This is a genomic window from Flavobacterium sp. CG_9.1, assembly GCF_015751645.1.
Taxonomy (GTDB): domain Bacteria; phylum Bacteroidota; class Bacteroidia; order Flavobacteriales; family Flavobacteriaceae; genus Flavobacterium; species Flavobacterium xanthum.
Genome location: NZ_JADOVC010000027.1, coordinates 1 through 14,787 on the forward strand (window position 1 = coordinate 1; position 14,787 = coordinate 14,787).

A 14,787-nucleotide genomic window follows, 5' to 3' on the forward strand; every position below is an offset into this window, starting at 1 on the left:
TTTTCGTAATCAGTTCTCGATACAATTTTTAAAGCAGTTCATTTAGTTTAAAAAGCGAGCTCTACTTTAGCTTTAAAAACCACTCGAACAGACGTTCGTAACAGGCGTTTTAGTTTAACAAATAGTATTTAGTATTGTATACTTTTCCTTTCCTCTATGTCTCTTTCGTTTATCCCAAACTTGTTTCGGGAAGTGTTTTGGCTTGTAATAGGTTTTTCATAGTAACCTCAAACCTGTCAAGCCAAAAAAGTATCGAGAAGCGCTTTTCGTAATCAGTTCTCGAAGATACTTTCGACATCATCACCAAACACGTCTCTTCCGTTTATCCCGAACTTGTTTCGGGAAGTGTTTTTGGATTGTAATGGATTTTCCATTTTATCCGCAAAATCGTCAAGCCAAAAATGTATCGAGAAGCGCTTAACGTTATAAAGTTCTCGATACAATTTTTAAAGCAGTTCAGTTAGTTTAAAAAGCGAGCTCGACTTTAGCTTTAAAAACCACTCGAACAGACGCGCGTAACAGGCGTTTTAGTTTAACAAATAGTATTTAGTATTGTATGCTTTTCCTTTCCTTGACGTCTCTTCCGTTTATCCCGAACTTGTTTCGGGAAGTGTTTTTGGCTTGTAATGGGTTTTTCATACTAGCCTAAAACCCGCAAAGCCAAAAAATTATCGAGAAGCTTTTAACTTGATAAAGTTCTCCTCATTAGATACTATTCCTGTCCTTAACGTCTCTTCGAGTGTTTTTGGCTTGTTTAGAATTTCGCGGACTAACCTCAGACCTGTCAAGCCAAAAATGTATCGAGAAGTTCTTTTCGTAATCAGTTCTCGATACAATTTTTAAAGCAGTTCATTTAGTTTAAAAAGTAAGCTCGATTTTAGCTTTAAAAACCACTCGAACAGACGTGCGTAAATAGCTAGGTAGAAGGAGTAGATAATTAGATTTTGCATCTCGTTTTTTCAAGTACATAAATAATTATTTGAATTAAAAAAAAAAGGAACTCCATTACGAAGTTCCTTTTAATATTCTATTATAAAATAAATTACTCTTTCAATCTACACGCTTTAGTAACACCATTTACGACAACTTCAGTCAATCGCAGAGAAGATAAGTTTTTCATGGCTTTATCCCATTTTTTACCGCTTAATCCAGAGGTCATTTTTAGTGCGCCAAACTCCATTTGGTTGTCATTGGTTTTCAGTAGCGCAACAATCAGTTTCTCATCGTCTTCCAACTCGATTTGAACTTGTTTTTTCTCTTGTCGCATTTGTGGAAACAACAACACTTCTTGAATCGAAGCATTATTCGTAAGGAACATCACCAAAAGGTCTATTCCCATTCCTAATCCAGATGTCGGTGGAATTACGTATGGAACTACTGTAAACCATAAAGATTTAATAGTATCATTCGTTAAATAAATCTTAGGATTAACTGTAGGTTACGGATAACTCGTCACTCTAATGAAATGGCTATCAATTTCAATCATAAATAGATTATGGTTTTTATTGACTGTTTCAATTTCAGAGATATATTGGTCAAAAATTTCAATTAGTTGCGTGTTTGAAATATTGCCTAAGTTTATCTTTAATAGTTTTTTTGGAGATTTATTAATAAGAAATGAATTTTTAAAATCAAAATCTTTTGTGATGAGGAGGAAATCGTTTAAGTCTGAAAATTTTGCAATAGCATCATCAGTTGTTAACCATTTTTCAAGGATAGTATTAATGTGAATGCATTCAAATCCTTTATTACTGATATGTTTTGAAAGTTTTATTGGAATATGAACATCACAAAGAAATTTCATTAACTTACTTCCTTTAGAATATCACCTGAGATTGATAATTTGGCATAATACAACGTAGCTAAAATATCTTCTTTCTCTAATTCAGGATGATCTTCTAGGATTTCACTAGTTTCCATGCCAGAACCTAACATATCTAATATTACTTCGATCGGCCATCTCATATTTCTAACGGTTGGCTTGCCATGGCAAACTTCAGGGTTGATTGTAATTCGTTTAAGTAAATTTTCCATCGCATTAATTTTATATCAAATATAATGAATTGTTAGATATAAAAAACGGAGCTTCAATTGAAGCTCCGTTTTTTATATCTTTAAATTAGTATAAATTACTCTTTCAATCTACACGCTTTAGTATCACCATTTACGACAACTTCTGTCAATCCCAGAGAAGATAAGTTTTTCATGGCTTTATCCCATTTTTTACCGCTTAATCCAGAGGTCATTTTTAGTGCACCAAACTCCATTTGGTTGTCATTGGTTTTCAATAGCGCAACAATCAATTTCTCATCGTCTTCCAACTCGATTTGAACTTGTTTTTTCTCTTGTCGCATTTGTGGAAACAACAACACTTCTTGAATCGAAGCATTATTGGTCAAGTACATAATCAAACGATCCATTCCTATTCCCATTCCAGAGGTTGGAGGCATTCCGTATTCAAGCGCTCTCAAGAAATCTTCATCGATAATTCCGGTAGCCTCATCATCTCCTTTTTCAGCCAAACGCATTTGGTCTTCAAAACGAGCTCTTTGGTCAATTGGATCATTCAATTCTGAATACGCATTGGCCACTTCTTTACCACAAACCATCAATTCAAAACGTTCCGTCAATGCTGGATTGTCACGGTGTTGCTTACACAAGGGTGACATCTCTTTTGGATAATCCGTGATATAAGTAGGTTGAATATAGTTTCCTTCACATTTGGCACCAAAAATCTCATCAATCAATTTTCCTTTACCCATTGTAGCATCCACGTCAATTCCCATGCCTCTTGCAGCATCAAAAAGTTCCGTTTCACTTTTTCCAGAGATATCAAAACCAGTAAAATGTTTGATAGAATCCGTCATTGTAACCCGAGCATAAGGTGCTTTAAAGCTGATTTTGTGTTCTCCAAAGGTAACGTCACTAGTTCCATTTACGGCAATGGCACAATATTCTAAAAGGTCTTCGGCAAATTTCATCATCCAGTTGTAGTCTTTGTAGGCTACATATATTTCCATGGCGGTGAATTCCGGGTTGTGCGTACGATCCATTCCCTCATTACGGAAATTTTTCGAGAACTCATAAACCCCTTCAAAACCACCAACAATCAATCTTTTTAAATACAATTCATTGGCAATACGCATGTATAATGGCATGTCAAGGGAATTGTGGTGTGTGATAAAGGGACGCGCTGCAGCACCACCGGGAATCGGTTGTAACACTGGGGTTTCCACTTCGAGATAGCCTTTATCATTAAAGAACGTACGCATTGCATTAAACAATTTGGTTCTCTTGATAAACGTTTCTTTCACATGGTCGTTCACCGTTAAATCCACATAACGACGGCGGTATCTTTGTTCTGGATCTGCAAAAGCATCGTGCGTTTTGCCGTCCGCATCCGTTTTTACTACTGGAAGTGGTTTCAAGGCTTTCGCCAAAACCGTTAATCCATAAACATGAACGGAGATTTCGCCTACTTGCGTTTTAAAAACAGTCCCGCGAACCCCAATAAAATCACCAATATCCAATAACTTTTTGAAAACCACATTGTACATCGTTTTCTCTTCATCCGTCGAAATATCATCTCGCGATACATAGATTTGAATACGCCCTTCCGCATCTTTCAATTCCGCAAAGGAAGCTTTCCCCATGATGCGTTTTCCCATCAAACGACCGGCCAAAACCACTTCTTTACCGTCGTACTTCTCGAAATCAGCAAGGATTTCGCTAGAATAGGCGGTGGTAATAAATTCGGCTGCAGGATAAGGTTCAATGCCTAAATTGCGTAAATCGGTCAGTGCTTCTCTGCGTAATATTTCTTGTTCGGATAATGCCATTTTGTGCTGATTTTAAGAGCGCAAAGATACTGTATAAGTACCAAAGTAGCAAAGTGCTAAAGGTTTTTTGGAGCTATTTCCAGCTTTCCGTTGCAATCTTTTTATTTTTAAAGAAAAAATAAAAAGGATTTTCACTCTAATCTGGGCTAGGAATTGTAGTTATTAATTTACATTTGGAAAAAATAACGATTCAAAATCATAAAAATTGAAAAATAAAATTTACGTCTTACTGCTTTTAGTAGTGTTTTTAACAAGCTGCCAAGTCACAGAAACCCTTCATTTAAACGAAAATGGAACCGGAAAAATTGAAATAAATAAGTTGCGAGACGAGCAAAGTTACATGCAATTGATGGGTGAAAACTACTCCAAAGAAGAAGTATTCAAGGATACCATCTATATTTTTAAGGATTTAATAGTACAGCATGCAGAAACATTTTCTAGACTACCTGCCTTTGAGAAAGCTATTTTCGAAAAATTTAATACGGTGGAAGTACACAGCAAGAAAAGCTCTTTCGAGAAAGAATTTCGCACCACAATCCGTCAAAAGTTTACTAAAATAGAGGAAGTTGCCGACTTGTACAAAACCGAAGAGTATGCGGACGACATAGAAAATAATTATGCTTTGGTTGCCGAAGAGCATTATTACAGTGTGAATTTTACTTTTGATGGAAAAATTTTTAAAAGAATAGTCAAAATCACGGACGCTGTCGAACTAAAAAAACAACAAGATAAAATTTCAGAATTGAAAACTCAAGTAGCCAGTCTTAAAATTAACCAAACTTATGTTTTAAAATATCATTTTCCTCGAAAAATAAAATCGGTTTCAAATCAAAATGCAAAAATAAGTGAAGATAAAAAAGCATTGGAATTGCAATTTCTTATAACCGATTGTTTGGTAAATCCTGAGAGTACCAATCTAGAGGTTTTCTTAGAATAACTAACAGAACTGAGTGTTGTTTTTCAGAGCTGAATTGAGCTGCCAAAAATTAACAATTTTTTTAAATGTCTGAAAATTAAATATATGTAAAATTATCGCTAACTTTAAGTTCTTTAAAATTCATTTAAAATTGCATCCCTTATTCCAAGTTTAAACGGAGGTGATTTTAAGAAATAAGTAAACAATTTAAATAAAGATAGTATGAAAGCACTTGTTTATTTCGGTCCTCGAGACGTGAGGGTGGTACAAATGCCGGATGCCAAAATTGAGCAACCGACGGATGTATTGGTTAAAGTAACCACAACTAATATTTGTGGATCAGATCTTCACATGTACGAAGGGAGAACAGATATGGAATCTGGAAGAATTTTGGGTCACGAAAACATGGGTAAGGTGGTTGAAGTTGGCAAAGCTGTAACTCAGATAAAAGTAGGAGATATGGTTTGTCTTCCGTTTAACATTGGATGCGGTCATTGTCAAAATTGTGAACGCGGCTTAACTGGTTTTTGTCTCACAATGAATCCGGGAACTGCCGGTGCTGCTTATGGTTTTGCGGGAATGGGACCTTACAGCGGGGGTCAGGCTGAGTACCTGCGTGTACCTCATGGCGACTTTAATTGCCTAAAATTACCCGAAGACGCCATCGAGAAGGAAAACGATTATGTGATGTTATCGGATATTTTTCCTACTGGATATCATGCCACGGAATTGGCTGGTGTAAAGCCAGGAGACTCTGTGGTGATTTATGGCGCAGGTCCGGTTGGACTTATGGCAGCACATTCAGCGAGTATTAAAGGAGCCAGTAAGATTATGGTTGTTGACAATCATCCTGATCGATTGAAGCTTGCTGAAAAACTAGGGGCGATTCCTATTGATTTTTCAAAAGGGTCAGCAGTAGAGCAGGTTTTGGAACTTACCAAAGGAATAGGCGCCGATACAGGTTGCGAATGTGTAGGCTACCAATGTTGTGATAAACATGGTACCGAACATTCTAATATAACGATGAATGAACTCGTACAAGCAGTAAAAGCTACAGGTTCAATAGGGGTAGTGGGGGTTTTTGTTCCCAAGGACCCGAAATCAAAAGAAGATTTACAAAAAGAAGGGCACATGGATTTTGATTTTGGCCAATTCTGGATGAAAGGACAGCGAATAGCAACTGGACAGGCAAATGTAAAATCCTATGATCGTCAGCTTTGCACATTAATTTCTGCTGGTAAAGCTACACCATCATTAATTATTTCACATGAACTTTCACTGGACGAGGCTCCTAATGCATACAAACATTTTGATGCTCGTGATGAAGGATGGACAAAAGTAATACTGAAACCAGAGATGGTTAAAAGTAAATAAAAAACGTATAATTAGAGGAGGCATTTAACACAAAGGGAAACGAAAGGTGCAGTACCCTGCTTTGTGAACCGGATTCAGTAATTAAATGGGGTGATGTAATGCTATGTAAATAGATTATATCATCCCTTTTTTTGCGTAGTCTAATTTCCAATATTCTACATTCATGTTTCAAACTTCGTATCTTTGCCACGCTGAAACTTTGCAATTCATAAAAATGAACAAAATAATCCAACTTCAAGATTTAGGAAATAAAGATTACAAAGCGACTTGGGAATACCAGGAAGAACTGTTTAAGGGAATCGTCGATTTAAAAATTCGAAATCGCAGAGAAGAACTCGACTTAGCAACGCCCAATTATTTTTTGTTCGTCGAGCATCCACATGTCTACACCTTAGGAAAAAGCGGTGATTTATCTAATTTACTGTTGTCTGAAAAACAACTGGAGGCCAAAGGAGCGACATTCTACAAAATCAATCGTGGCGGTGATATAACCTATCACGGACCCGGGCAAATTGTAGGGTATCCTATTTTAGACTTGGAAAATTTTTTTACGGATATCCATAAATACCTGCGTTTTCTGGAGGAAGCCATTATTCTGACGTTGGCTGAATACGGAATACAATCGGGGAGGAGTGTTGGTGAAACAGGAGTTTGGCTGGGCGCTGGAACACCTTTTGCCAGAAAAATTTGTGCGCTCGGTGTTCGTGCTTCCCGTTGGGTGACCATGCATGGATTCGCCTTAAACGTAAATGCCGATTTGGGGTATTTTGACAATATCATTCCTTGTGGCATTCGTGGAAAAGCCGTTACCGCATTAAACGTGGAACTTGGTGTTGAAAAAGTTAACGAAGAAGAAGTCAAAGCAAAAATACTGACGCATTTCACGGCGTTATTTGTTTGTGAATTTCAATAGCAAAAATCACTTGCGATAGCGCTTAAAAGTATTAATCCTGAGTTGCTTAACTAAAATAGAGGACTATCTATAACTAGCATCTATATTATTTTTTGCCACAGCGTGCACAGATTCAGACAGAGTAAAGAAAAGTGCATTAGATTTACGGGATAAATCCGTAAAAATCCTTTAAATCTAAAATCATTTCCCGTTTCCATATCTAGACCTAAATCTGCAATCAAAAATCGTTAATCAAAAATCAAAAATCAATTCCCTACCACTAATTTTTCATTTTAGTAGTCTCAAAGTAATTGGAAACACCAGCACTTTAAATCATTTTGTGATAGCTGCTTTTTTTGTTCGTACCGAATAGTATTTCTTCTGTTCGAACGTGGCTCTTAAATCACAGATTGATAATTTATGAAATTTGCGAATTTGCGGTAAAAGTTGATTTTCAGATCCTGCAAACCGGTAGGTAGCTAATCCAATTCTTTGACCTTAAAGTCTTTAACGGTTTAGCTCCCCTTTTGCAAGTTATGGGATCAATCGAAACGTCAATCGGTGGTATTTTGTGACGCCGTATTTTCGAATCGCTTCCCGATGTTCTTTGGTGGGATAGCCTTTATTCTGTTTCCAATTGTACATGGGGAATTCATCATGAATCCGATTCATATATTCATCGCGGTAGGTTTTTGCTAAAACAGAAGCTGCAGCAATAGTCGTAAATTTCGAGTCTCCCTTAACAATGCAGCTAAAGGGAATGTCGTTAAATGTATTGCAATCATTTTCAGAAAATCGTTTGACCGTATTTTTGACCAGGACTTCGCCTGTGAAAAGCAATGGAGTTTGGGCTATCGAACTGTTTCCATCCACAATAATATAATTAGGTTGCGGATGCAGTTTCAAAATGGAGTGTTGCATCGCTTTTATAGACGCATTCAAGATATTGATTTGGTCTATTTCTAGCGGTTCGAGGTGCGTCACCGCATACGAAATACTTTCCTGCTCAATAATGGGACGCAATCTTTCTCTAACTTTTTCGGATAGTCTTTTACTGTCATTTAACAGGTCATTGACAAAATTAGCAGGCAAAATAACTGCTGCTGCGGTAACAGGTCCAGCGAGACAACCTCGACCGGCTTCATCGGTTCCGGTTTCTAAATTGGGTGCAGAAAAGAAGGGGCGTAGCATAGTTGTATTTTGATACAAAGAAAGTACTTTAAAATGTATGGGTCCAAAGTCCGCATCACAATTCCAGTTTGTGCAAAAAAAAATCAAAATTAATCTTTATGCTAAAATCAAAATTTTAAAGCTTTAAATGAATATTACCTTCATTTTTAACAATTAATGCTATTATCATACGACAATAATTAATAATATTCATTAAAAAAATTAATGAATCACAGTAAAATATATTAACATTTTATTATCATTTTTGCAACATCACTAATTCAAATAATTTAATATGAGATTAAAATTCAAATGGGTTTTTTCGCTAGTATTAGCGTTATCTATGCAGTTTTCTTTTGCGCAAGAGCGAACTGTTTCGGGAGTTGTTTCAGATGCCTCTGGACCAGTCCCAGGAGCCAATGTAGTTGTTAAAGGGAGTAGAAACGGAGTTCAAACTGATTTTGATGGGAAGTACTCCATTAAAGCAAAAGTGGGCGATGTATTAGTTGCTTCTTTTGTGGGCATGCAAGACGTTGCCGTTAAAGTTGGGATTTCTAATACAGTTAACATTAAGTTACAAGATGGTAGCGTATTAGAAGAAGTAGTTGTCGTTGGATACGGTACTCAAAAAAGAAGAGATGTCAATGGTGCTATCGCTAAAATTGCGGGGGATAGAATCAAGGATATTCCAGTTCAAAGTTTTGATCAAGCACTTTCTGGAGCGGCATCAGGAGTTAATGTATCGCAGCCTAATGGTGTTTTGGGAAATCAGGCAGTAATTAGAATTAGAGGTGTTAACTCGATTACTTTGAGTTCGTATCCATTAATTGTAATTGATGGTGTTCCTTCATGGAATGGAGATAACTTAAATCAAAATCAAGCGGCGAATAATCCTTTAGCCAACATCAATCAAGCGGATATTGAAAGTATTGAGGTATTGAAAGATGCGTCTTCTGCTGCAATTTACGGTTCTCGTGCTGCTGCTGGTGTAATTTTAATAACGACTAAAAAAGGGAAAGCGGGTAAGTTTACGGTGAATTTTGATTCCTCAGTAAGTTTTACAAAACCATTTAACTTAATTGACGTATTAGATGCGCAGCAATTTACCGATATTAAGAATGAAGGATTAAGAAACGCAGGTATTCCAGCCAATGGAACTACTAGAGGTTTTTACACGATGAATGATGCTAACGGTAAACTAGTAGATACAAATTGGTATGATCTAATTTATAGAACAGGTGTTGCGACGAACCACAGTGTTAGTATTTCTGGTGGAAATGAGAATACAAAATATTTTCTTTCTGCAGGACAATTAGAGCAAGAAGGGATGTTTGTAAACAACGACTTTAGAAGACAAACCGGTCGTTTTACTTTAGATCAAAAAGTAACGAGCTGGTTGACTTTAGGGGGAACATTTAATTATACCAATTCAAGAAATAATGGAATCAGTACAGGTTCCGTTGCTGGGTCTACTTTCGATTCCTCTGGTGCAGCAAGGTTGGCTTTCGCTCAGGCGCCAAATGTGGGTCCATTTAATAATGATGGTACTTATAATTTAGCACCTACTCAAATCGGTCAAGGAAATAACTTGACGCCTCTTCAGTGGCCAAACGTTAAGTACATCTTAGATAACAATAAAATTTCGAATCAAAATGATCATTTTATTTCTAATTTTTACGTGGGACTTAAGTTAGCCAAAGGACTTAACTTTAAATCTTTATACGGAATCGATAACCTGCTAGTGGAGAATAAAGATTTCCTCGGGCCTTTGAATGGTAATGGACAGCAATTTATTGGTGTAGCCACTAACACGATGAACAGGTATTCTAGAAAGTCAATTCAGAATATTTTAGATTACAACGTTAGTTTGTCTGACAATCACAATCTAAGTGCTTTAGTTGGGTCTGAGCGACAATATTCAAAAATAGACGCATGGGGAGCATCAAGAAGAGGGGTTTCAGATCCATTTTTTAATGAATATCAGGGTGGATTTAACACTATTGTGGTTTCAGGAAACTTACTGACAGAAAATTATCTTGAGTCCTATTTTGGTCGTGTCAATTATGATTATAATAAAAAATATTTTGTTTCTTTAAATGCGAGACGCGATGGATATTCTGCTTTTGCTCCTGATAATAAATGGGGTAATTTCTGGGGAGGATCCTTAGGTTGGAATTTAACAGAAGAAAGCTTCTTTAAAAATATCGTAAGTTCTGATATTGTAAATCAATTGAAATTAAGAGCAAGTTATGGAGTTGTGGGTAACAACCAAGGATTAAATGATTTTGCTTCAAGTAGTTTTTATGACGCAGGTGTAAATGGTTCCAATACTACTCTATTTTACAATCGTGCTGGAAATGAGAAATTAAAATGGGAGACCAGTAATAAAACAGATTTAGGATTAAATTTCAGTTTATTTAATGATCGTATTTCTGGAGAATTGGGGTATTATAAAAATGATATTGATGGACTAATTTTGAGCGTGCCACAGGCAGCTTCTGCTGGAATTCCTGGGAATTCAATTTTGGCCAATGTGGGAAGTATGAGAAATACCGGTTATGAAGCGACCTTAAGTGGTAAAATATTGGATAAAGGGAATTTTAAATGGAACGCAAGTTTTAATATAACCAGTCAAAAAAATCTTGTCACCGCATTAGATGCAAATAATTCTGATATTATTGTAGCAACGCAATTAGAGAATACGAATATAATTAGAGTAGGACAATCGATTGGTAATTTTTATATTGTTCAAACAGGTGGCGTAAATCCGGCTAACGGGAGACGAATTTTCTTTCATGGAGATGGAACAGCTGTACAATACGATCATTCGGCTCCAGTTGCAACTCGATGGACTAAAGTGAGTGACGGCAGTGTAACACGCGCAGCGAATCAAGCTTTAGATGCTAAAGTGATGGGACCTGCTTTGCCAACATTCTTTGGTGGTTTTAATAACACATTCGCCTACAAAGGATTTGATTTGAATGTATCAATCTATTTTTCAGGAGGGAATTATGTATACAACGGAACACAAGCTGGACTTCGCGATCAAAGAGTTTGGAACAATAGTGTAGACGTTCTAAATCGTTGGCAAAATCCTGGCGACGTGACGGACATACCAAGAATAGTTTTTGGGGATAACGTATCTAATGGTTCATCGATGCCAATTTCTGCCAATTTAGAAAAAGGGGATTTCATGAAAGTAAGAAACATTGCACTTGGTTATAACCTGCCTAAAAGTTTCTTAGATAGGATGAAATTGACCAGTTTTAGATTTTATGTAAGTGCTCAAAACGCATTCACATTCACTAATTATTCAGGATTTGATCCCGAAATATCTAGTAATGGTAATGCAAATGGTTCACCAAGTGTAGACAGAAACTCTGCGCCTATGGCTAGAACATTTTCATTTGGTTTTAATTTAGGTTTATAATTTTAAAAATACACGTATGAAAAATTTATATTTAATACTGATTGCAGCAATGCTAATTGTTTCCTGTAGCGATACGGAGGCATTAAATCCAGTCAATCAAACTAGAATTAGCGATGCGAATGCATTTGCTACACCTCAAAGAATAGAACAACTAGTCTTAGGAATTTACGGCGGCGTAAAGGTTGGAAATTTCTATGGCGGTCGTTTTTATAATTACCAAGATGTTCGTGGGCCAGAATTTATAAATGAACGCAACAACGGCGTTACTAATTTATTTACATGGAGTTTTGGGGTACAATCCGCTACAAATGAGGTTCAGAATTTATGGGGAGCTGCTTATATCGCAATTAATAGGTCAAATATTGTTATTAGTGGTTTAGAAACAGCTACTATATCAGCAGCTTTAAAAACGAGATATACTGCTGAGGCTCGTTTTTTAAGAGCTTTGTCGTATTATTCACTAGTAACACTATATGCAAAACCGTATACGCAAGATAATGGTGCTTCCTTGGGTCTTCCTTTACGATTAATACCGGAAACAAGCAGCGGAAATAGCAATTTAGTTCGATCTTCGGTTGCGGATGTTTACAATCAAGTGATTGACGACTTAAATTTTGCTGAGCTAAATTTGCCATTAACTAATGGATTAGCAATAAACAATACTTCAAGAGCACATAGAAACACGGCAATCGCCCTCAAAACAAGAGTTTATCTAAGCATGGGCAAATATCCTGAAGTTGTTACAGAAGGGAATAAAATTGTTTCTGCCACAGCACCTTTTACAGCAACGAGTGGAGTTCCTAACGCTTTAGCGCCCGCTATTGGAACTGTTTTTGCGAGAGCCACTACAGCTGAAAATGTATTTTCATTTGCATACAGCTCCAATGATACGCCGGGTACGCAAAACAGTTTAGTGTTTTATTATAATTCTACTTCAAACGGTGGTAGTGAATATTCATTAGCCCCTACAGGTATAGTTTCAAATACAGGTTGGAAAACTACAGATGCAAGAAGGAGTTTTAATGTGGTGACTGGAGGTAAAACTTGGGTTCACAAATGGACTAGTCCACAAGCGGATCCGGATTTTGTTCCCGTTATTCGCTACTCAGAAATACTTTTAAACCTGTCCGAGGCATTAGTTAGAAGTTCAAATTCTTTGGATGCACGTGCCATCCAGCTGTTAAATGCAGTTCGAGGGAGATCGGATGCTACAACAGTTTTCACAAGTTCCTCTTTCACAGATGTTCAAGCATTATTAAATCAAATTGCAATAGAAAGAAGAATTGAGTTATTAGGTGAAGGGTTTAGTTCTCCTGATATTATGAGGTTAAAGCAAAACTTTCCTGCTAAAGGACTTGCTCCAGCTGTGACTACCGCAGATACGCAGTATTTATGGCCAATACCCTTAAATGAATTATTGTATAATAAATTAGCGGTTCAAAATCCAGGACATTAAGTAATACTTATAACCCTATCGAAAACCTTCTGTGATGCGTCACAGAAGGTTTTTTTTGTAATAATGTACATATGCGCATCGCCGCTTCCCTCTAATTTGCTCTAAGCGTATTTTTTTAATGAGAGTAATGGAGGCTTTACTAGTGCAGCAACACTTTTGACTCCCTGTAGAAGAGACATCCTACTGTAGCGCTTTAGGAATAAGTGTCGTACCGCACCATAACTTGCAGTGTTCCTAGCCAATCCCACAAGTAGAATTGGATTTCAATCTAACACTAAGAACACAACAAAACCCGGGTTGCTAAAGGATGTTCTAGACTTCATAGTAGTACCAAAGAATACAGTTTCAGTTAGTACGCTTTTAGAAAGGTCTCTTACCGCTTTAGTCCTAAACCGCTGTAAGATGGTATTCTTGTAGCTATTTTTTTATGCGCTAAGCAGGTTGGCCGGACACAATTTTAATTTTTTCCAAGCCCTAAAAGGGAATTCCAAAAAAGAAATACGCTAACCCTTTGTTTTTAATGGGATACTGAGTCCAAATTATATATATTTGCTTCGTAACGACTGTCTTTAGCCCATAAAGCGGAACAGGTCCAGAATGAGCGGATACGCAGGCAAGGAACAGTAGGATTTTAGCATCAATCAATGAACCATTCAGAACATACAAATACCACTTGGCTGTTTGAAATAACACCCAAAAATAAATTTTTCACCCTCAATCTCAAGGAAGTCTGGCAGTATAGAGATTTGTTGCTTCTTTTTGTGAAAAGAGATGTGGTGACAATGTACAAACAAACGGTTTTAGGGCCGCTGTGGTACCTGATCCAACCTTTATTTACTTCGATAACGTTTACTATTATTTTTAATAATTTAGCGGGTATTAGCACAGGAACGGTTCCTCCCTTTTTGTTTAATTTAGCGGGAATCACGGTTTGGAATTATTTTACCGCCTGCCTGACAGGAACCTCCAATACTTTTGGTGCGAATGCCGGAATTTTTGGAAAGGTGTATTTCCCTAGACTGATTGTACCTATTTCCATAGTGATCTCCAATTTGATTAAATTTGGAATCCAATTTTTTATTTTTATCGTTTTTTACCTGTATTACTATGCACAAGGTGCAGCAGTGAGCCTAAATGCTGCAGTAGTGTTTTTTCCTTTGCTAATTGTCCTAATGGGTATTTTAGGATTGGGATTGGGGATGTTCATTTCGTCTTTGGTCACTAAATACAGGGATTTTAGTTATTTAATAGCGTTTGGAGTACAGTTGCTGATGTATGTCTCGGCAGTGATGTATCCTTTGGCCTTAATCAAAGAGAAAATACCGCAGTATGCCTGGATGGTACAATACAATCCACTGGCGTATATTATAGAAACAACCCGTTATATGTTATTGAATGTAGGTTCTATTTCTATTGTAGGATTGGCTTACACCGCAGGAGTGACAATTGCTTTGCTTTTGGTAGGAATATTGATTTTTAATAAGACGGAGAAGAGTTTTATAGATACGGTATAGCGTTATACGTTGTAGTCATTAGTGGGCTATATTCTATAAAATTAATACGTATGGATCCGTGTGCAGGAAAATAAAATTACATCTGTTTTCAATAATTGTTGGGACTCAGAGTGCGAAGCAGTATAAGAAATTTTGTCTTTGTAGTAAACAAGAGAGAATTTCGAACATAGTAGTAGCCTTTTTGTAGTACTGATCC

General features: G+C 36.8%; 11 protein-coding genes. 6 read left to right on the top strand and 5 right to left on the bottom strand.

Going from position 1 to position 14,787, the window contains the following annotated elements; genetic code table 11:
• Positions 1-1,042: 1,042 nt before the first annotated feature.
• From IWX83_RS13345 to lysS, 4 genes are all read right to left on the bottom strand, one after another.
• The gene (locus tag IWX83_RS13345; RefSeq protein WP_370568427.1) at positions 1,043-1,420 is read right to left on the bottom strand and encodes an amino acid--tRNA ligase-related protein; all 378 of its coding nucleotides are present in this window, start codon (positions 1,418-1,420) and stop codon (positions 1,043-1,045) included.
• Positions 1,421-1,438: 18 nt separating this feature from the next.
• A complete protein-coding gene (locus IWX83_RS13350) occupies positions 1,439-1,804 on the bottom strand; it encodes a DUF5615 family PIN-like protein (protein ID WP_066079713.1) in 366 nt (121 codons plus the stop codon).
• The gene (locus tag IWX83_RS13355; protein WP_196830312.1) at positions 1,804-2,034 is read right to left on the bottom strand and encodes a DUF433 domain-containing protein; all 231 of its coding nucleotides are present in this window, start codon (positions 2,032-2,034) and stop codon (positions 1,804-1,806) included. Before IWX83_RS13355 ends, IWX83_RS13350 begins: the two co-directional genes overlap by 1 nt.
• A gap of 95 nt (positions 2,035-2,129) precedes the next feature.
• Positions 2,130-3,839, bottom strand: a complete 1,710-nt coding sequence (lysS, locus tag IWX83_RS13360; RefSeq protein ID WP_196830314.1) for a lysine--tRNA ligase — start codon at positions 3,837-3,839, stop codon at positions 2,130-2,132.
• Between the two features lie 205 nt (positions 3,840-4,044).
• On the opposite strand from lysS, the gene IWX83_RS13365 reads away from it, so the two are divergent.
• The 3 genes from IWX83_RS13365 (at position 4,045) to lipB (ending at position 7,042) form a co-directional block, all read left to right on the top strand.
• A complete protein-coding gene (locus IWX83_RS13365; protein WP_231380020.1) occupies positions 4,045-4,776 on the top strand; it encodes a hypothetical protein in 732 nt (243 codons plus the stop codon).
• Between the two features lie 234 nt (positions 4,777-5,010).
• Positions 5,011-6,129 carry a glutathione-independent formaldehyde dehydrogenase gene (locus IWX83_RS13370; RefSeq protein ID WP_196830316.1) on the top strand — a complete coding sequence of 373 codons (1,119 nt, stop codon included), beginning with the start codon at positions 5,011-5,013 and terminating at the stop codon, positions 6,127-6,129.
• Between the two features lie 214 nt (positions 6,130-6,343).
• Positions 6,344-7,042: a lipoyl(octanoyl) transferase LipB gene (lipB, locus tag IWX83_RS13375; protein WP_196830318.1), complete on the top strand. Its 699-nt coding sequence runs from the start codon at positions 6,344-6,346 to the stop codon at positions 7,040-7,042.
• A 513-nt stretch (positions 7,043-7,555) separates the two neighbouring features.
• On the opposite strand, the gene IWX83_RS13380 is transcribed toward lipB, so the two are convergent.
• A complete protein-coding gene (locus IWX83_RS13380) occupies positions 7,556-8,212 on the bottom strand; it encodes a ribonuclease HII (protein WP_196830320.1) in 657 nt (218 codons plus the stop codon).
• Positions 8,213-8,486: 274 nt separating this feature from the next.
• On the opposite strand from IWX83_RS13380, the gene IWX83_RS13385 reads away from it, so the two are divergent.
• The 3 genes from IWX83_RS13385 (at position 8,487) to IWX83_RS13395 (ending at position 14,591) form a co-directional block, all read left to right on the top strand.
• Complete coding sequence (locus IWX83_RS13385; RefSeq protein ID WP_196830322.1) at positions 8,487-11,621, top strand: TonB-dependent receptor; 3,135 nt, start codon at positions 8,487-8,489, stop codon at positions 11,619-11,621.
• Between the two features lie 16 nt (positions 11,622-11,637).
• The gene (locus IWX83_RS13390) at positions 11,638-13,077 is read left to right on the top strand and encodes a RagB/SusD family nutrient uptake outer membrane protein (RefSeq protein WP_196830323.1); all 1,440 of its coding nucleotides are present in this window, start codon (positions 11,638-11,640) and stop codon (positions 13,075-13,077) included.
• 644 nt (positions 13,078-13,721) lie between these two features.
• Entirely contained in the window at positions 13,722-14,591 is an 870-nt protein-coding gene (locus IWX83_RS13395; protein ID WP_196830325.1) for an ABC transporter permease, read from the top strand.
• The last annotated feature ends 196 nt before the right edge of the window (positions 14,592-14,787 follow it).

Coding starts and splice junctions, on each gene's coding strand:
- lysS (WP_196830314.1), bottom strand. CDS start 3,839: ATGGCATTATCCGAACAAGAAATATTACGCAGAGAAGCACTGACCGAT.
- IWX83_RS13395 (WP_196830325.1), top strand. CDS start 13,722: ATGAACCATTCAGAACATACAAATACCACTTGGCTGTTTGAAATAACA.
- IWX83_RS13350 (WP_066079713.1), bottom strand. CDS start 1,804: ATGAAATTTCTTTGTGATGTTCATATTCCAATAAAACTTTCAAAACAT.
- IWX83_RS13385 (WP_196830322.1), top strand. CDS start 8,487: ATGAGATTAAAATTCAAATGGGTTTTTTCGCTAGTATTAGCGTTATCT.
- IWX83_RS13355 (WP_196830312.1), bottom strand. CDS start 2,034: ATGGAAAATTTACTTAAACGAATTACAATCAACCCTGAAGTTTGCCAT.
- IWX83_RS13390 (WP_196830323.1), top strand. CDS start 11,638: ATGAAAAATTTATATTTAATACTGATTGCAGCAATGCTAATTGTTTCC.
- lipB (WP_196830318.1), top strand. CDS start 6,344: ATGAACAAAATAATCCAACTTCAAGATTTAGGAAATAAAGATTACAAA.
- IWX83_RS13380 (WP_196830320.1), bottom strand. CDS start 8,212: ATGCTACGCCCCTTCTTTTCTGCACCCAATTTAGAAACCGGAACCGAT.